This window comes from Lysobacter sp. S4-A87 (assembly GCF_022637455.1).
GTDB lineage: Bacteria > Pseudomonadota > Gammaproteobacteria > Xanthomonadales > Xanthomonadaceae > Lysobacter_J.
In genome coordinates, this window is record NZ_CP093341.1 from 325,065 (window position 1) to 342,633 (window position 17,569).

Annotated in this window: 18 protein-coding genes; 9 read left to right on the forward strand and 9 right to left on the reverse strand. The window is 66.3% G+C overall.

Features of this window, described 5'->3' with window-relative positions; all coding sequences use genetic code 11:
- Window positions 1-78: 78 nt before the first annotated feature.
- The 7 genes from MNR01_RS01440 to ykgO all read right to left on the reverse strand — a co-directional run bounded on the left by MNR01_RS01440 (window position 79) and on the right by ykgO (window position 4,945).
- A complete protein-coding gene (locus MNR01_RS01440; protein ID WP_241919217.1) occupies window positions 79-960 on the reverse strand; it encodes an alpha/beta hydrolase in 882 nt (293 codons plus the stop codon).
- A 65-nt stretch (window positions 961-1,025) separates the two neighbouring features.
- Entirely contained in the window at window positions 1,026-1,637 is a 612-nt protein-coding gene (locus tag MNR01_RS01445; RefSeq protein WP_241919218.1) for a TetR/AcrR family transcriptional regulator, read from the reverse strand.
- Window positions 1,638-1,712: 75 nt separating this feature from the next.
- Window positions 1,713-2,237: a GNAT family N-acetyltransferase gene (locus tag MNR01_RS01450; protein WP_256451884.1), complete on the reverse strand. Its 525-nt coding sequence runs from the start codon at window positions 2,235-2,237 to the stop codon at window positions 1,713-1,715.
- Between the two features lie 23 nt (window positions 2,238-2,260).
- Entirely contained in the window at window positions 2,261-3,148 is an 888-nt protein-coding gene (locus tag MNR01_RS01455; protein WP_241919220.1) for a carbon-nitrogen hydrolase, read from the reverse strand.
- Between the two features lie 103 nt (window positions 3,149-3,251).
- Window positions 3,252-4,286 (reverse strand): agmatine deiminase family protein, encoded by a 1,035-nt coding sequence (locus MNR01_RS01460; protein ID WP_241919221.1) that lies wholly within the window; start codon window positions 4,284-4,286, stop codon window positions 3,252-3,254.
- A gap of 4 nt (window positions 4,287-4,290) precedes the next feature.
- A complete protein-coding gene (locus tag MNR01_RS01465; protein WP_200605342.1) occupies window positions 4,291-4,626 on the reverse strand; it encodes a hypothetical protein in 336 nt (111 codons plus the stop codon).
- 193 nt (window positions 4,627-4,819) lie between these two features.
- On the reverse strand, window positions 4,820-4,945 hold the full coding sequence (gene ykgO / locus MNR01_RS01470; protein WP_010342887.1) for a type B 50S ribosomal protein L36: 126 nt from the start codon (window positions 4,943-4,945) through the stop codon (window positions 4,820-4,822).
- 175 nt (window positions 4,946-5,120) lie between these two features.
- On the opposite strand from ykgO, the gene cmk reads away from it, so the two are divergent.
- The 9 genes from cmk (at window position 5,121) to MNR01_RS01515 (ending at window position 13,876) form a co-directional block, all read left to right on the forward strand.
- The gene (gene cmk / locus MNR01_RS01475; protein WP_241919222.1) at window positions 5,121-5,807 is read left to right on the forward strand and encodes a (d)CMP kinase; all 687 of its coding nucleotides are present in this window, start codon (window positions 5,121-5,123) and stop codon (window positions 5,805-5,807) included.
- Window positions 5,808-6,020: 213 nt separating this feature from the next.
- Complete coding sequence (gene rpsA, locus MNR01_RS01480) at window positions 6,021-7,709, forward strand: 30S ribosomal protein S1 (protein ID WP_241919223.1); 1,689 nt, start codon at window positions 6,021-6,023, stop codon at window positions 7,707-7,709.
- A 116-nt stretch (window positions 7,710-7,825) separates the two neighbouring features.
- A complete protein-coding gene (locus MNR01_RS01485) occupies window positions 7,826-8,128 on the forward strand; it encodes an integration host factor subunit beta (protein WP_158731172.1) in 303 nt (100 codons plus the stop codon).
- A 96-nt stretch (window positions 8,129-8,224) separates the two neighbouring features.
- Window positions 8,225-8,497, forward strand: a complete 273-nt coding sequence (locus MNR01_RS01490) for a LapA family protein (RefSeq protein WP_241919224.1) — start codon at window positions 8,225-8,227, stop codon at window positions 8,495-8,497.
- Between the two features lie 3 nt (window positions 8,498-8,500).
- On the forward strand, window positions 8,501-9,679 hold the full coding sequence (gene lapB / locus MNR01_RS01495; protein ID WP_241919225.1) for a lipopolysaccharide assembly protein LapB: 1,179 nt from the start codon (window positions 8,501-8,503) through the stop codon (window positions 9,677-9,679).
- 3 nt (window positions 9,680-9,682) lie between these two features.
- Window positions 9,683-10,663, forward strand: coding sequence for a glycosyltransferase family 4 protein (locus MNR01_RS01500; RefSeq protein WP_241919226.1), 981 nt, complete (start codon window positions 9,683-9,685; stop codon window positions 10,661-10,663).
- A 31-nt stretch (window positions 10,664-10,694) separates the two neighbouring features.
- Window positions 10,695-12,605: a nucleoside-diphosphate sugar epimerase/dehydratase gene (locus MNR01_RS01505; RefSeq protein ID WP_241919227.1), complete on the forward strand. Its 1,911-nt coding sequence runs from the start codon at window positions 10,695-10,697 to the stop codon at window positions 12,603-12,605.
- Entirely contained in the window at window positions 12,605-13,504 is a 900-nt protein-coding gene (gene galU / locus MNR01_RS01510; protein WP_241919228.1) for a UTP--glucose-1-phosphate uridylyltransferase GalU, read from the forward strand. Before MNR01_RS01505 ends, galU begins: the two co-directional genes overlap by 1 nt.
- A gap of 30 nt (window positions 13,505-13,534) precedes the next feature.
- Window positions 13,535-13,876, forward strand: coding sequence for a tRNA-binding protein (locus MNR01_RS01515; RefSeq protein ID WP_241919229.1), 342 nt, complete (start codon window positions 13,535-13,537; stop codon window positions 13,874-13,876).
- Between the two features lie 70 nt (window positions 13,877-13,946).
- On the opposite strand, the gene MNR01_RS01520 is transcribed toward MNR01_RS01515, so the two are convergent.
- Complete coding sequence (locus MNR01_RS01520; RefSeq protein ID WP_241919230.1) at window positions 13,947-15,155, reverse strand: acetyl-CoA C-acyltransferase; 1,209 nt, start codon at window positions 15,153-15,155, stop codon at window positions 13,947-13,949.
- Window positions 15,156-15,181: 26 nt separating this feature from the next.
- On the reverse strand, window positions 15,182-17,557 hold the full coding sequence (locus MNR01_RS01525) for a 3-hydroxyacyl-CoA dehydrogenase/enoyl-CoA hydratase family protein (protein WP_241919231.1): 2,376 nt from the start codon (window positions 17,555-17,557) through the stop codon (window positions 15,182-15,184).
- Window positions 17,558-17,569 lie beyond the last annotated feature (12 nt).

The window sequence follows — 17,569 nt, forward strand, 5'->3', positions numbered from 1 at the left end:
TAGGATGGCAGCAGCAGAGCTTAGGGCCTGACCACCACCGGGGCAACGCGAGGCAGGTTCAGCCGCTTGCCCGCGTGCTCATGCCACACCGAACGGGAGGTTGGAGCTCGACACGATCCGGTCGCCGACGCTTTCACCGTGCAGGAAGCGCAGGCCGGCAGCGATTACCTCGTCGTTGTCGAGGACGCGGCGGTGACCAAGCCCGCGCGTGGTCAGCAGGCGGGAGTCCGGCCAGTAGCGTGCGTAGCGCTCGCCTTCCTCCCACGGCACGTCACGGTCTTCCAGGTCGTGCACGATCAGTGCCGGGCGACCGATCGCCGGCGCGTTCAGGTGCGCTTGCTGTTCGGCGAACGTGATGCCGATCCGGCCTTCGAAGTAGGCGAACATCCGCTGGAACAGCCGGCGACCGATCCACATCACACTGGCGAACCGTTCCGCCGCCGCAACCGGGTCGGCGGCTGGCGCGATCAGTACGGCACGCGACGCCTGCAGCCCATGTGCCATCGCCAGCAGCGTGGCGGCACCGCCGAGCGAATGGCCGATCACGGCCGCGGCCGGGCCGTAGTGGTCGCCGACTGCCAGCAGGTGCCGGGTGAAATCGGGCAGCGTCGCCTGCGTGCCGGGGCTGCGGCCGTGCGCGGGCTGGTCGAAGGCGACCACTGCATAGCCCTCGGCGAGCAGGCCGGGCAGCCAGGGCGCAATGCGTGTGCCGTGGCTGGACCAGCCGTGTGCGAACAGGACATAGGGCTGCTTCGCCGGATCTCCCCAGACATAGGCCGCGATGGCATGCCCATCGACATTGACCTGCTCCTGGCGTGCGCCCTGGGTGGACGCGGCGAGTGCCCGGCTGCGGGTCGAGGACATCGGCGTGGAGAACAGACGCGCGGCGCGTTGCACTGCTGCATTCGGGGCAAGTGGGGCGCCCAGTGCGAAGCCCAGGCGAAGGCCGTACAGTCGCATGATGTTACGAACGGTCGTGCTAATTGTGGCGATGAGCGGATACACGGGTGGCCTCCGGTAGGGTGTCAGAGGGTGGGGGAGTACGAGCGGAACAGGCGCTCGAGTGCGCTGCGGCCGCGGGCCAATGCCAGCTCAAAACCGAACAGGCCGGCATCGTGGTGGACGATCAGCGCCAGGCTGTAGACCTCGAATGCCATCTGCTCGGGGTCGGTGTCGGCGGCGAGGTCGCCGGTCTCTACGGCCAGGGCGATCGCCCGGGCCAGTTCACGGCGCCAGCGCAGTTCATGGGCGACGACGCGGTCGCGGATCTCGCCGGGGCGGTCGTCGTACTCGCTGGCGGCACTGAGCAGCAGGCAGCCGCCTTCCGATGACTGCCGGGCCCAATCGAACCAGGCTTCGACGATGGCGCGCAGCCTTGGCAGGCCGCGTTGCAGCTTCAGCGCCGGCAGCAGGACGTGTGCGACGAAACGCTGCCCGGCGGCGTCCAGAACCGCCAGCTGCAGGTCTTCGCGCGATCCGAAATGGGCGAAAACACCGCTCTTGGACATGTTGACGGCCTGCGCGAGCGGACCGATCGAAAGGCCTTCCAGGCCGGCCGAGCAGGCGATGTCGTAGGCGCGATCGATGATCGCTTCGCGGGTGGCGGCGCCCTTGCTGGTGGCGGTGAGTGCGGACATGGGACGGAAAATAGCACGTCCGTTCGTTTTAATTTCGACCGTCCGTCGGCTCAATCGTCTCGCAATGCGGTGAGATCAGTCCGCATCCGGCCCGGGTGAAGTCGTCCGCCCGGGCCCCAGGTCAAGTTGCATCTGCACGGTATCCAGCCAGCGTCCGTGCTTGCGCCCAAGGCCGGCAAACACGCCGACGGTGCGGAATCCCAGTCGCTCGTGCAGGACGATCGAGGCGGCATTGCTGACATCGCCGACGACCGCGACCATCTGCCGGAAGCCCAGCGTCGTGCAGTCGTCGATCAGTCGTTGCAGCAATGCACGGCCAACGCCGCGGCGCTGCAGCTCCGGAACGATGTAGACCGTGTCCTCGACCGTCCAGCGATAGCCTTCGCGTGTGCGGTAACTGCTCGCATAGGCGTAGCCGGCGAAGCGTCCATCGAGTTCGGCGACGATGTAGGGATAGCCCTGCGCGACGATTGCCTGCCAGCGCCGCGCCATCTCGGCCTGGTCCGGAGCGTCGTATTCGTAGGTGGCAACGTGCTCGTCGACTTCGCGCGCGTACAGCGCGGTGATCGCCGGCATGTCGCCGGCGACTGCAGTGCGGATGGACGGCGCGCTGCCCAAGCGGCTCAGTCGCGGTAGCGCTTGAGCAGGTCGCCGTAGGCGTCGATGCGGCGATCGCGCAGGAACGGCCAGATCCGTCGCACATGCTCGCTGCGCTGCATGTCGACTTCGGCCATCAGGATCTCCGGCTCGGCCACGGTCGATTGCGCGATGAACTCGCCCTGCGGGCCAAGCACATGGCTGGTGCCCCAGAAGTCGATGCCTGCCGCGTCCAGCGGCGACTGCTCGTGGCCGACGCGATTGCAGCTCAGCACCGGCAAGCCGTTGGCCACGGCGTGGCCGCGATGGCTCAGCACCCAGGCATCTCGCTGGCGGTCCTTCTCGGCCTGGTCGTCCGTCGGGTCCCAGCCAATCGCTGTCGGGTACAGCAGCAGTTCGGCGCCGGCCAGCGCCATCAGGCGTGCGCCTTCCGGATACCACTGGTCCCAGCACACGAGCACGCCGAGGCGACCGACCGACGTCTGGATCGGCTCGAAGCCGATGTCGCCCGGAGTGAAGTAGAACTTCTCGTAGAAGCCCGGGTCGTCCGGGATGTGCATCTTGCGGTACTTGCCGGCGGTGGATCCGTCGGCTTCGAAGACGACCGCGGTGTTGTGGTACAGGCCGGCGGCGCGCTTCTCGAACAGCGAGCTGACCAGCACGATGCCATGCTGCCTGGCCAGCGCGCCCAGCCGCTCCGTGCTCGGGCCGGGAATGGTTTCGGCCAGGTCGAACTCGTCGACCGACTCGTGCTGGCAGAAGTAGGCGCCGTTATGCAGTTCCTGCAGCAGCGCCAGCCTCGCTCCGCGCTTGGCGGCCTCGGCCACGCGCGCCTCGATGTTGGCCAGGTTGGCCTCGCGGCTGCCGTGGTCGCGGTCCTGGATCAGGGCGACGGGGAGGGTGCTCTTCTTCATGGCAAGGCAGATCCAGACGCAGGGGACGACGGATATTGTAGGGCGCGGCCCATGGCGCCAGGCATTGCGGTCGCAGGAGCGAGCTGGCTCGCTCCAACGGGCTTTACGCGACGACGCCCTGGGGAAGCTGCATCGTGATGCAATGCAGGCTGCCGTTTTGCCAGATCAGCGACCGGCAAGGCACGGGGACGATCTCGCGGTCCGGGAACGCCTGGGCCAGCACGGCCTGGGCACGGCCGTCGGCTTCGTCGCCGTAGGCCGGCATCAGCACCGCGCCGTTGACGATGAGGAAGTTGGCGTAACTGGCGGCCAGTCGACGGCCTTCGTCGACGATGGGCTTGGCCCACGGCAGCGGGAACAGGCGGTATGGCCGGCCATCGCGCGTACGCAGCGCAGCCAGTTCGGTGCCCATCGACTGCAACTCGGCGAAATGCGAATCGGCCGGGTCGTCGCAGTCCTGGTAGACGATCGCGTCGCGCGCGGCGAAGCGGGCGAGGGTGTCGACGTGGGCGTCGGTGTCGTCGCCTTCCAGGTAGCCGTGGTCGAGCCACAGCACGCGTTCCTGCTGCAGCCAGCTGGACAGCTTGCCGGTCAGGTCTTCGCGAGAGGTCTCCGGATGGCGCTCGTGCAGGCACTGCCAGGTGGTCAGCAGCGTGCCTTCGCCATCGCTGTCGATCGCGCCGCCTTCCAGTGCAAAATCAACCGGATAGCGTGAACTGTTAACAAACGTCCCAGCATCGTGCAGGCGCTCGACCAGCAGGTCGTCCTGGCTTGCGTCGAACTTGCCGCCCCATCCGGTGAAGCGGAAATCGAGCAGGCGGAAACCGCCTTCGCGGCGCAGCGTGATCGGGCCGGAGTCGCGCAGCCAGGTGTCGTCGTAGGGAACTTCGACGAAGCGGACCTGGGTCATGTCGACGCGCGCCGACGACAGGCGGGCGCGCGCATACGCTTCCACATCCTCGTCGGCCACGCAGATGACGGCCGGCTCGAAGCGGGTGATGGCCGCGACCAGCGCGATGTAGGTCTCCTCGACCTCGCCCAGGCGATCAGCCCAGTCGGTATCGGCGTTCGGCCACGCAATCAGCACCGCAGACTGGGGTTCCCACTCCGCGGGGAAGCGCAATACAGGTTCGTTCATAGCCTCAGCGAATGGGGGGCTTCGGGCCGACTTCCTCGGCACTGGCCTTGTTGGCAACCACGTCGATCACCTTGCTCTTCTCGAAGTACACGGTGAAAGCGGGGTACACCCAACGGTTGATGGCAGGCCACTGGCGCTTCTGGCCGCCCTGGGATTCAAGCTTTTCGGTCGGTGCGCCGTAGCTGGCTTCGACCTGGGCCATGGTCTGGCCACGGGCCGGCATCGCGGCGCGGTTCTCTTCCTGCACGCGTTCCACCAGCAGGGTGTCGGCAGCAGCGGTACCGGCCAGGGCCAGCAGTGCGAACAGCGGTACAGCAACGAAACGCTTGTTGACGTTCACGGCGAGCCCCCTCGGTGGATGAACACGGTCTGGTAAGGCCACGATTGTACGCACAAGCCGTGAACCGGCGGCAGCGCGCCCCCGTCACGTTTTGGCGAATCGACCCGGGCGGTCGCGGCGGAAAACAGGTAGCCGGCCACAGAAAAGGCCGCCTTGCGGCGGCCTTTTGACTTGCACGGCGTTGCCGGGCTTCTTAGCGCTGACGCGCCTTGAAACGCGGGTTCGACTTGCAGATCACGAAGACCTTGCCACGGCGGCGGACGACCTTGCAGTCGCGGTGACGGGCCTTCGCCGACTTCAGAGAGGACAGGACCTTCATGACAGACTCCGGCAAACGGTGATTAAAGAACGAAGCCCGCGATTGTAACGGCTAATTCCTTCCCCGATCAAGCGCTTGCAGCAAAAAAGTTCAACAGGGGGCGAACACGCGGGCGAGACGGGGCGAAATGGGCGGACAAGAGCCAGGTTCGGCCGGCTCACCTCATAATGTTCGCATGAATAGCCCAGACCCCCATACCAGCATTCCCGTCCTGACCATCGACGGGCCTTCGGGCTCCGGAAAGGGCACCATCAGCCGCCTCGTCTCCCAGCAACTGGGCTGGCATTACCTCGATTCGGGCGCCCTGTACCGGGCGGTCGGCGTGGCCGCCGGCTGGGCCGACCTGGACCTGGCTGACCCCGCCGCCCTGGTCCGCTGCACCTTCGATACCCGCATCGGCTTCCGCGACGACCCCTCGGGCGAGCTGCGGGTGCTGGTCAACGATATCGACGCCACCGACGAGCTGCGCACCGAAACCGCCGGGGCGGCCGCTTCGGCCATTGCCGCGATCCCCGAGGTGCGGGCCGCCCTGAAGGACCGCCAGCGCGCCTTCCGCCAGGCCCCGGGGCTGGTCGCGGACGGCCGTGACATGGGTACGGTCATCTTCCCGGACGCCCCCTTCAAGGTGTTCCTGACCGCCAGCGCCGAAGAAAGAGCGGAAAGGCGCTATAAGCAGTTGAAAGACAAGGGGGTTTCGGTTAGTTTAGATGGTCTGCTGCGGGAGATCCTTGCCCGCGACGCCCGCGATGCCAGTCGCGCGGTGGCTCCGTTGCGCCCGGCCGATGACGCCGTTCGCATCGATACCACCGGCCTTGGCATCGAGGCGGTCGTCGAGCGTGTGCTGCAACTGGTGACGCCATAAAGCGTCGTTGATTGCAGTCGCGTTGAACGAACGTGGCAGGACGATGTTGCAAACCAAACGCCATCGCAATCCCGCGATGGTCAATCAACCAACACATGGCGTGGCTCCATCGCGCCACATAACGGGTGGGTCGACCACGTGCTGCTTGAAGTCATCCGACGTGGATGGCCATGACAGCCGGTGCGGCCCGTGTGTTCAACAGAGTATTTTTCAATGACCGAATCATTTGCCGAGCTGTTCGAACAAAGCCAGACCAATCTGGCCAAGCTGAAGCCGGGCGCAATCGTCACCGGTGTTGTCGTGGAAGTCCGCGGCGACGTCGTGGTGATCAACGCCGGCCTGAAGTCCGAAGGCATCGTGCCGATCGAACAGTTCCGTAACGACGCGGGCGAGATCGACGTGGCCGTGGGCGACGAAGTCAAGGTCGCACTCGACTCGATCGAGAACGGCTTCGGCGAGACCGTCCTGTCGCGCGAGAAGGCCAAGCGCGCCATGGTGTGGGACGAACTCGAGCAGGCGCTCGAGAAGAACGAGACCATCACCGGCCGCATCAGCGGCAAGGTCAAGGGCGGCTTCACCGTCGACATCAAGGACGTGCGCGGCTTCCTGCCGGGCTCCCTGGTCGACGTGCGTCCGGTGCGCGACTCCGCGTATCTCGAAGGCAAGGAGCTTGAGTTCAAGCTCATCAAGCTCGATCGCAAGCGCAACAACATCGTCGTCTCCCGCCGTGCGGTGGTCGAGAGCGAGTACAGCGTCGAGCGCGAGCAGCTGCTCGAGAAGCTGCAGGAAGGCGCGATCCTCAAGGGCGTCGTCAAGAACCTCACCGATTACGGTGCGTTCGTCGACCTGGGCGGCATCGATGGCCTGCTGCACATCACCGACATGGCGTGGAAGCGCGTGCGTCACCCGTCGGAAGTCGTGGAAGTCGGCCAGGAGCTGGACGTCCGCGTGCTCAAGTACGACCGCGAGCGCAACCGCGTCAGCCTCGGCCTGAAGCAGCTGGGCGAGGATCCGTGGGACAACATCGCACGTCGCTACCCGGCCAACACCCGCGTGTTCGGCAAGGTCTCCAACGTCACCGATTACGGCGCGTTCGTCGAGATCGAGCCGGGCGTGGAAGGCCTGGTGCACGTGTCCGAGATGGATTGGACCAACAAGAACGTCAACCCGTCCAAGATCGTGCAGGTCGGTGACGAGGTTCAGGTCATGGTCCTGGACGTCGACGAGGAGCGTCGCCGCATCTCGCTGGGCATGAAGCAGGTCACCAGCAACCCGTGGGAAACCTTCGCCGCCATCCACAAGAAGGGCGACAAGGTTTCGGGCCAGATCAAGTCGATCACCGACTTCGGCATCTTCATCGGCCTGGACGGCGGTATCGATGGCCTGGTCCACCTGTCCGACCTGAGCTGGGCAACCACCGGTGAAGACGTGGTCCGCAACTTCAAGAAGGGCGACAACCTGGAAGCCGTCGTGCTTGCCGTCGATCCGGAGCGCGAGCGCATCAGCCTGGGCGTCAAGCAGCTTGAGCAGGACCCGATGGGCCAGTACGTGGCGACCAACGCCAAGGGCTCGATCGTCAAGGGCAAGGTCAAGGAAGTCGACGCCAAGGGTGCGACCATCGAGCTCGACAATGGCGTGGAAGGCTATGTGGCCGCCCGCGACATCGCCAAGGAGCGCGTCGAGGATGCTTCGCAGTACCTCAAGGTTGGCCAGGAAGTCGAAGCCAAGATCATCGGCACGGACCGCAAGGGCCGTTCGATGCAGCTGTCGATCAAGGCCAAGGACGAAGCCGAGCAGCAGGAGGCGCTGGCGGACTACAACCGCTCGTCGTCCGATGCTTCCAGCGGCACGACCAAGCTGGGCGCGCTGCTGCGCGAGCAGCTGGGCAACAAGTCCGAGTAATCGAGCTGTATAGAGCCCGGTGGTATTGAGCTCTAAGTGGTAACCGCGAAGGCGGTCCGGCTCGTTCGGACCGCCTTCCTTCTAAGCCCGAGCCGTAGCGAGTACCCGTTCCAGCCATGACCAAATCCGAGCTCATCGAGATCCTTTCGCAACGTCAGGCCCACCTGAAGGGCGAAGACGTGGATCTGGCGGTGAAAGCACTGCTCGAGATGATGGGCGGATCGCTGTCTGGCGGAGAGCGGATCGAAATCCGCGGATTCGGGAGCTTCTCGCTGCATTACCGTCCGCCTCGCCTGGGTCGCAATCCCAAGACCGGCGAATCGGTTGCGCTTCCCGGCAAGCATGTGCCGCACTTCAAACCCGGCAAGGAACTGCGCGAGCGCGTCAGCGGCGTGGTGCCGCTCGACGAAGCCGACTGAGACCGTCCCGGGTCGGCGCGCATCCCGCGTGGCCTACTCAATAACGATGACAGGCCCTAAGCTACCGTTGGTCACCGCGGTCGTCTGGAGGGCTGCATGCGTCTGCTCCGTTTGCTCATCGCCATCGCCTGTCTGGCCGTCGGTGCCACCATCGGTGCGCTGAACCGTGCGCCCGTGCTGATCGACCTTGGTTTCGCGCGACTGCCCAGCAACCTGGGCGTGGCGCTGATCGTTGCCGTGCTGCTGGGCGTGCTGATCGGCGGACTGGCCATCAGCGCCAGCGTGGTCCTGCCTTTGCGCCGCCGCCTGGCCCGTGCCGAACGCCAGATTCCTTCGACCGCTTCACCGACCGCTTCCCCCGGGGCATGACCAATGGCGTTCATCAGTGAGTGGTTCTGGTTCTTCCTGCTGTTGCCCATTGCGGCAGTCAGCGGCTGGATCATTGGTCGTCGCGGTGGCGAGCGCCACAGCGACACCCAGGTCAGTCGCCTGTCGACCACCTATTTCCGCGGCCTGAACTACCTGCTCAACGAGCAGCCAGACAAGGCCATCGAGCTCTTCCTGCACATTGCCGAGCTCGACAAGGACACCTTCGAAACCCAGGTCGCGCTCGGCCACCTGTTCCGCCGCCGTGGCGAGGTCGACCGTGCCATCCGCCTGCACCAGGCCCTGGTGCAGCGACCCGGCCTGAGCGACCAGCAACGCGTCCAGGCGCTGCTTGCGCTGGGCGAGGACTACATGCGTTCGGGCCTGCTCGATCGCGCCGAGACGGTGTTCAGTGATCTGGTCTCGCTGGACATGCGCGCTCCGTTGGCGCTGCGTCACCTGATCGGCATCTACCAGTCCGAGCGTGACTGGGACAAGGCCATCGAGAACGCCCGCCGCTACGAGGAAGCGACCGGCGAGCCGATGGGCAAGCTGATCGCGCAGTTCGAATGCGAACTCGCCGAGCGCCACCGCGCAGCGGGCGACACCGCCGCGGCACAGGCAGCGGTGAAGCGCGCCTACGAGGCCGATGCCAACTCGGTGCGCGCCGGCATGATCGAGGGCAGGCTCGAGGTCGAGGCCGGAAACGATGCCGGTGCGATCCGCGCATTCGAGCGCGTCGCCCGGGTCGATCCCGATTACCTGCCCGAGATCCTGCCGCCGCTGCTGGCCAGCTACGAGCGCGTCGGTGATGCGCCGGGCGCACGCGCCTTCCTGGCCGAGATGACCGAACACTACCGCGGCATCTCGCCGGTGCTCGCCCTGACGCGCATGGTCGAGCACGAGGAAGGCGTTCCGGCCGCGCGTGCCTACCTGGCCAGGCAGCTGAAGGATCGTCCGTCGGTCCGCGGCGAAGCGGCCCTGATCGACCTGACCCTGGCCGAAGGCGCGGACCCCGCAGCGACGCTGCACGACCTCAAGCACATCACCGACCAGTTGCTGGTTCGCAACCCCAGCTATCGCTGCAACCGGTGCGGGTTCGGCGCCCGCAGCCACCACTGGCAATGCCCGAGCTGCAAGGAATGGGGAACGATCAAGCCACTGCTGAACTACGCGGTGGTCTGACGCATGCTGCAGTGGTTGTTGATCTATTTCTGCATTGGCGCAGCCGGCACCTGGCTGGCGCGCCATTACGCCATCAGGCAGTCGCTGATCGACCAGCCCGGCGAGCGACGCAGCCACGACGTCGCCACGCCGCGCGGCGGCGGCATTGCGATCGTGATCGCGGTGCTGGTGGCGGCATGTGCCCTGGCGCTGCACCGTCCGGCGGATGCGCCGTTGCTTGCCGCCTTCGGCGTTGGCCTGGTGCTGGTCGCCGGTGTTGGCTGGCTGGACGACCATCGTCCGCTTTCACCGTGGTGGCGCCTGTTGGTGCACGCCGTTGCTGCAACGTTGTTCGCGCTTGCGGTGGCCGACGTATACCAGTCGCCATGGCTGGGGCTGGCTGCGTTCGTGGCGGCGATGACGCTGACCAACGTCTGGAACTTCATGGACGGCATCAATGGCCTGGCTGCCAGCCAGGCGGCGATGGCGGCGGCGGGGCTCGCGGCGATTGCCGGAGGTACCTGGGGCCTGCTGGGTCTGGCGGTGGCCGCGGCCTGCGCCGGCTTCCTGCCCTTCAATTTTCCGCGCGCGAGAATTTTTCTCGGAGACGTGGGTAGCGGGGCCATAGGATTCTGTCTGTCGGCGCTTGCCGTGGTGGCGGGCGCCCGTCTCGGAGAGCGTTCCTGGGTGGTGTTGTTGCCGTTGTCGGTGTTCCTGGTCGACGCCAGCCTGACACTGTCGCGGCGCCTGCTGCGTGGCGAGCGCTGGTGGACTCCGCATACCCAGCACGCCTACCAGGTCTGGGCTCGCCGGGTCGGTCATGTCCGGGTCACCCTCGCTTGTACGGGGGGCACGGCAGCAGCCCTGGTGGCGACTTTCTGGCTTGCGTCACAGGCTGGTGCGGCCTTCATCACCGGTATCACACTCGCGTGGTATACCTGCTGCGCTTTTTTATGGGTCGGGCTGCAAAAGGCCGGGACTTCCCGGGCTCCGACTTCAAATTGATTCAGGTTTGCATCCAGAAGAGGGGCATGGAATGAGCTCATGGCGTGATCGTTTGAAGAGTGGCCTGCCGCGCCTTGCGGTGGTCGCCCACGATCTCGCAATGGTGTGGGTCGTCTGGCAAGCCCTGCATCGACTGCGCTGGGGCATTGAAGCCAATGCGCCGGCCATTCCGCTCTGGTCGGCAGAAATCATGCTCGTGCTGGCGGCCCAGGGCCTGGTGTTCTGGCAGGTCGGTCTGTATCGCGGCCTGTGGCGGTTCGCAGGCGTCCCCGATCTGTGGAACATCCTGAAGGCATCGATCCTGGGCCTGTTCGCGATCGTGCTGGGCCTGTTCCTGTACAACCGGCTCGACAGCGTGCCGCGTACGGTGCTGGTCCTCTATCCGCTGGTTCTGATGGGCATGCTCGGTGCGCCCCGCCTGATGTACCGGGCCTGGAAGGACAGCCGCGTGGATTCGTTCGGGGGCAACTCGGTCCGGATCCTCATCCTCGGCGCCGGCCATGCCGGCGAAGCGCTGGTCCGCGACCTGCGTCGCTCGGGCACCTACCAGCCGGTGGGATTCCTCGACGATGCTGCGCGCCTGCGTGGCAGCAAGGTCCAGGGCGTGCCGGTGCTCGGCCGCGTCCAGGACGTGGCAGAAATTGCCCGTGAAACGGCAGCCAAGCTGCTGGTCATCGCAATGCCGGCGGCCGATGCCAATGCGCTGCAGCGCGTGGTGGTGTCGTGCGAACGCACCGGCCTGCCGTTCCGGATGGTGCCCAAGCTGCAGGACGTGCTGGAAGGCCGTTCGCTGCCCGGCGAGCTCAAGGAGGTCGCGATCGAGGACCTGCTTGGCCGCAAGCCGGTCATGCCCGACTGGAAGGCGATCCGTGCCTGGCTGGGGTCGCGTTCGGTGCTGGTCACCGGTGCCGGCGGCTCCATCGGTTCGGAGCTTTGCCGGCAGTGCGCGCGTCATGGCGCCCGCCGCATCACCCTGATCGAGATCGACGAACTCGCGCTGACCACGACCGAAGCTGCGTTGCGTCGTGACTTCCCGGACCTGGAATACGTCGCCATCCTCGGCGACTGCGGCGACCCGGCCGTTATCGCGTACGCCCTGTCGCGTGCCGAACCCGATGCGGTGTTCCATGCCGCGGCCTACAAGCAGGTCCCGCTGCTGGAGCTGCAGTTGCGCGAAGCGGTGCGCAACAACGTGCTGTCGACCGAGACGGTCGCGCGCGCGTGCCGCGGCGCCGGCGTCGGCACGTTCGTGCTGATCTCCACCGACAAGGCGGTCGATCCGGTCAATGTGCTCGGCGCGACCAAGCGCCTGGCCGAGATGTCCTGCCAGGCCTTGGCCGACCAGCGTTCGACGCGCTTTGTCACAGTGCGCTTCGGCAACGTGCTCGATTCGGCCGGCAGCGTGGTGCCGCTGTTCCGCGAGCAGATCCGCGCCGGTGGTCCGGTCACGGTCACCGACCCTGAAGTCACGCGCTTCTTCATGACCATCCCCGAGGCCTGCCAGCTGATCCTGCAGGCGTCGGCGATCGGCACGCACGAGGCGATCTACACGCTCGACATGGGCGAGCCGGTGCCGATCAGGCTGCTCGCCGAGCAGATGATCCGTCTGGCCGGCAAGCATCCCGGTCGCGATATCGCCGTCGTCTATACCGGCCTGCGCCCCGGCGAGAAACTGCACGAAACGCTGTTCCATGCAGACGAACGCTATCGCCAGACCGCGCACCCGAAGATCCTGCAGGCAGAGCCGCGCGACGTTTCGCCCACGCATATCGAGAACGCAGTGGCGCAACTGCGCGAGGCCTCGGTTCGCTATGATCTCGACGCGCTCAGCCACCTGTTGCGAAGTGCGGTTCCCGAGTTCCAGCCGGTAGGCGCACATCCGGATTACCAGGAATCGGCCACGGTGGTCGCGTTTCCCGCTCGTAATGCAAGGAAGATTTGATGTCGGTTCGGATTCGCAAAGCTGTTTTTCCGGTGGCCGGTCTGGGCACCCGCTTTCTCCCCGCGACCAAGACGGTTCCCAAGGAAATGCTGCCGATCATCGATCGGCCGTTGATCCAGTACGCCGTTGACGAAGCCGTGGAAGCCGGCTGTGACACGCTGGTGTTCGTCACCAACCGTTACAAGCATGCCGTTGCCGACTACTTCGACAAGGCCTACGAGCTCGAACAGAAGCTCGAGCAGAGCGGCAAGACCGAACAGCTGGAACTGATCCGCAACGTGCTGCCCAAGGGCGTGCGCGCCGTGTTCGTGACCCAGACCGAAGCGCTGGGCCTGGGGCACGCCGTGCTCTGTGCCAAGCCGGTGATCGGCGATGAGCCGTTTGCGGTGCTGCTGCCGGATGACCTGATCTGGAATCGTGGCCCCGGCGCGCTGACGCAGATGGCCGACGCCGCACAGGCGTCCGGTGCCAGCGTCATTGCCGTGCAGGACGTGCCGCGGGACCAGACCGGCAGTTACGGCATCGTCGCCACCGACGCATTCCAGGGTCGCCAGGGTCGCATCAATGCGATCGTCGAGAAGCCCAAGCCCGAAGTGGCGCCGAGCACGCTGGCCGTCGTCGGCCGTTATGTGCTCAATCCGCGCATCTTCACCCTGCTGGAAACCACCACGCCGGGGGCCGGCGGCGAGATCCAGCTGACCGACGCGATTGCCGCGCTGCTCAAGGAGGAGGCGGTCAACGCCTACCGTTTCCAGGGCACCCGTTTCGACTGCGGTACCCACATCGGCCTGATCGAAGCGACCATCCGGTATGCGCTCGATCACGAGAAGCTCAGCGACTCGGCGCGCCAGCTGATGCAGAACGCACTGGCCGAACTGGGCGTCGAAGAACTCGGCTGAGTCTGCGTTGCGTTCGGAGCGAAGCCGGTCATGAGCGAGCAGGGCACCATCACCTGGGGCGATTTCGAGAAGGTGATGATCTGTGCCGGTACGGTGCAGCGCGTCGAGCCCTTTCCGGAAGCACGCAAGCCCGCGTGGAAACTGTGGGTCGACTTCGGTCCGCACGGCGTGCGCAAGACCAGCGCGCAGATCAAGGACCTCTACGCGGCGGAAGACCTGGTCGGCCGGCAGATTGTCGGCGTGATCAATTTTCCGCCGAAGCAGGTCGGCCCGTTCGTGTCGGAATTCCTGCTGACCGGATTTCCCACCGAGGATGGCGTGGTGGTGACCGCGATCGAGCGTCCGGTTCCCGACGGGACGCGCCTGGCCTGAAGCAGGCGGCAACGGGAAACGAAAACGGGCAGCCCTTGGGCTGCCCGTTCTGCTTGCAGGCCTTGCAGCCTCAGAGCGCTTCGAAGATGCCCGCCGCGCCCATGCCCGTGCCGATGCACATGGTCACCATGCCGTACTTGAGCTGGCGACGACGCAGGCCGTGCACGATGGTCGCGGTGCGGATCGCACCGGTGGCGCCGAGCGGATGGCCGAGCGCGATCGCACCGCCGAGCGGGTTGACCTTGGACGGGTCCAGGCCGGAGTCGCGGATCACCGCCAGCGCCTGTGCTGCAAACGCTTCGTTGAGCTCGATCCAGTCCAGCTGGTCCTTGCTCAGCCCGGCCTGCTTGAGAGCCTTGGGGATCGCGGCAATCGGGCCGATTCCCATCACTTCCGGACGCACGCCGGCGACCGAGAAGCTGACGAAGCGTGCGAGCGGGGTCAGGCCGTAGTCCTTGATCGCCTGTTCGGAAGCCAGCAGCACCGCGCCGGCGCCGTCGCTCATCTGCGAGCTGTTGCCGGCGGTGACGCTGCCGCCGAACTGGGCGTTGCGGAACACCGGGCGCAGCTTGGCAAGGCCTTCAATCGACGAATCCGGGCGCGGACCTTCGTCGATCTCGATGATCGACTTCTTGACGCGGATGGCATTGCCACCGAGATCGGGGATGCGCGAGATCACTTCATACGGGCTGATCTCCGACTTGAACTCGCCAGCCTGGATAGCGGCCATCGCCTTCTGGTGCGAGGCCAGTGCGAAGGCATCCTGGTCCTCGCGCGAGACCTTCCATTCCTCGGCGACCTTCTCGGCGGTGATGCCCATGCCGTAGGCGATCGCGACGTTCTCGTCCTTGGCGAACACCTGCGGGCTCAGAGCGACCTTGTTCCCCATCATCGGCACCATCGACATCGACTCGGTGCCGCCGGCGAGCATCAGGTCCGAGTTGCCCAGGCGGATCTGGTCGGCCGCCATCGCCACGGCCTGCAGGCCCGACGAGCAGAAGCGGTTGATGGTCTGCGCAGCGATGGTATTGGGCAGGCCCGCGAGCAGCGCGCCGATGCGCGCCACGTTCATGCCTTGCTCGCCCTCGGGCATGGCGCAGCCGATGATCGCGTCGTCGATGCGGCCCAGGTCGATGCCCGGGGCCTGGGCGACGACCGAGCGCAGCACGTGCGCGAGCATTTCGTCGGGACGGGTGTTGCGGAAGACGCCGCGCGGTGCCTTGCCGACCGGAGTGCGGGTGGCGGCGACGATGTAGGCGTCCTGGATCTGCTTGGTCATTTCGATATGTCCTGTGTCGTCGTCGCTTAGTTACGCAGCGGCTTGCCGGTCTTGAGCATGTGCGCGATGCGCTCCTGCGTCTTGGGCATCTGCGCCAGTGCGACGAAATGCTCACGCTCGAGCTTGAGCAGCCATTCCTCGTCGACCAGTGCACCGCGGTCGACTTCGCCGCCGCACATGACGGTGGCGATGCGCGTGGCGATCTCGTAGTCGTGCGGCGAGATGAAGCGGCCTTCCAGCATGTTCACCAGCATCATCTTGAAGGTGGCGATGCCGACGTCGCCGGCAACCTGGATGCGGCGGGCGGGCAGGGGCGGGCGGTAGCCGGACTCGGCCAGCGCGCGTGCCTGCTGGCGCGCCACGTGCAACAGTTCGAAGGCGTTGAAGACGACGCTGTCGCTGTCGCGGGCGAGCTTGAGTTCGCGCGCTTCGAAGGCCGAGGTCGAGACCTTGCCCATCGCAACGCTCTCGAATGCGGTCTTGAGCTGGGCGAACACGTCGCCGCCCGGGCCCGCCGCTTCGGAAGCGCGCACGGCGAACTCCTTCAGGCCGCCACCGGCCGGCAGCAGTCCGACGCCGGCCTCGACCAGGCCGATGTAGCTCTCAAGCGAGAACACGGATCGCGCAGCGTGCATCTGGAACTCGCAGCCGCCACCCAGTGCCAGGCCGCGCACGGCGGCAACCACCGGCACCAGCGCGTACTTGATGCGCTGGCTGGTGGCCTGGAAGTTGGCGACCATCGCCTCGAAACCGTTGACGTCGCCGGCCTGCAGCAGGCCCAGCGCGCCGGCGAGGTCGGCACCGGCGGAGAAGGGTTCCTTCGGCTGCCAGATCACCAGGCCGGCGAAGTCGCGCTCGGCGATGCCGACCGCTTCCTGCAGGCCGTTGAGCACGTGGTCGTTGACCGTGTGCATCTTGGTCTTGAAGCTGACCACGGCGATGTCGTCGCCCTCGTCGGCCCACATGCGGATGCCTTCGTTCTCGAAGACCGTGCGGCCCTGCGAGAACTTCTCACCCAGCAGCGGATCCGGGAAGCGCTGGCGCGCATAGACGGGATTGGACGAGCGCGGCACGTTGGCATTGCGGGCCGGGCTGAAGCTGCCGTCGGCCGAATGCACGCCGGCGCGGCCGTCGAACACCCAGTTCGGCAGCGGCGCGCTGCTCATCGCCTTGCCGGCGACGATGTCCTCGGCGATCCAGTCGGCGACCTGCTTCCAGCCGGCGGCCTGCCAGGTCTCGAACGGGCCGAGCGACCAGCCGTAGCCCCAGCGCATGGCGAAGTCGATGTCACGCGCGGTGTCGGCGATCGACTCCAGGTGGAAGGCGCTGTAGTGGAAGGTGTCGCGGAAGATCGCCCACAGGAACTGCGCCTGCGGGTGCGCGCTGGCGCGCAACGCGGCGAACTTCCTGGCCGGGTCCTTCTCCTTGAGCAGGCCGGCCACTTCCGGATCGAGCTCGCCGGCCGAGGCGCGATAGTCCTGCGCCTTCAGGTCCAGCACGAGGATGTCCTTGCCGCGCTTGGTGTAGACGCCGGCGCCGGTCTTCTGGCCCAGCGCGCCCTTCTCGATCAGCGCCGACAGCCACTTGGGCGCCTTGAAGTAGCTGTGCCACGGGTCTTCCGGCAGCGTGTCGGCCATGGTCTTGATGACGTGCGCCATCGTGTCCAGGCCGACCACGTCGGCGGTGCGGAACGTCGCCGACTTCGGGCGCCCGATGGCCGGGCCGGTCAGCGCGTCGACGGTGTCGAAGCCCAGGCCGAACTGCTCGGTGTGGTGCATGCCCGCCAGCATCGAGAACACGCCGATTCGGTTGCCGATGAAGTTCGGGGTGTCCTTGGCGATCACCACGCCCTTGCCCAGGGTGGTGGTCAGGAAGGTTTCCAGCGACTCGAGCACGTCGTCGTCGGTGGTTTTGGCCGGAATCAGCTCGGCCAGGTGCATGTAGCGCGGCGGGTTGAAGAAGTGCACGCCGCAGAAGCGGTGGCGCAGCTGCTCGGGCAGCACTTCGGCCAGCTTGTTGATGCCCAGGCCCGAGGTGTTGCTGGCCAGCACGGTGTGCCCGGCCACGAACGGGGCGATCTTCTTGTACAGGTCCTGCTTCCAGTCCATCCGTTCGGCGATGGCCTCGATGATCAGGTCGCAGCCGCGCAGCTGCTCCAGCCCGGTCTCGTAGTTGGCCGCGGTGAGGCGCTCTGCCAGGGTCTTGCTGGCGAGCGGGGCGGGGCTGAGCTTGCCGAGGTTGGCGATGGCCTTGGCGACGACGCCGTTGGGGTCGCCTTCCTTCGCGGGAAGGTCGAACAGCACGGTGTCGACACCGGCGTTGGTCAGGTGCGCAGCGATCTGCGCGCCCATCACGCCGGCACCGAGGACGGCGACGCGGCGCACAAGCAGTTTCTTAGACATGTTATGCAAATC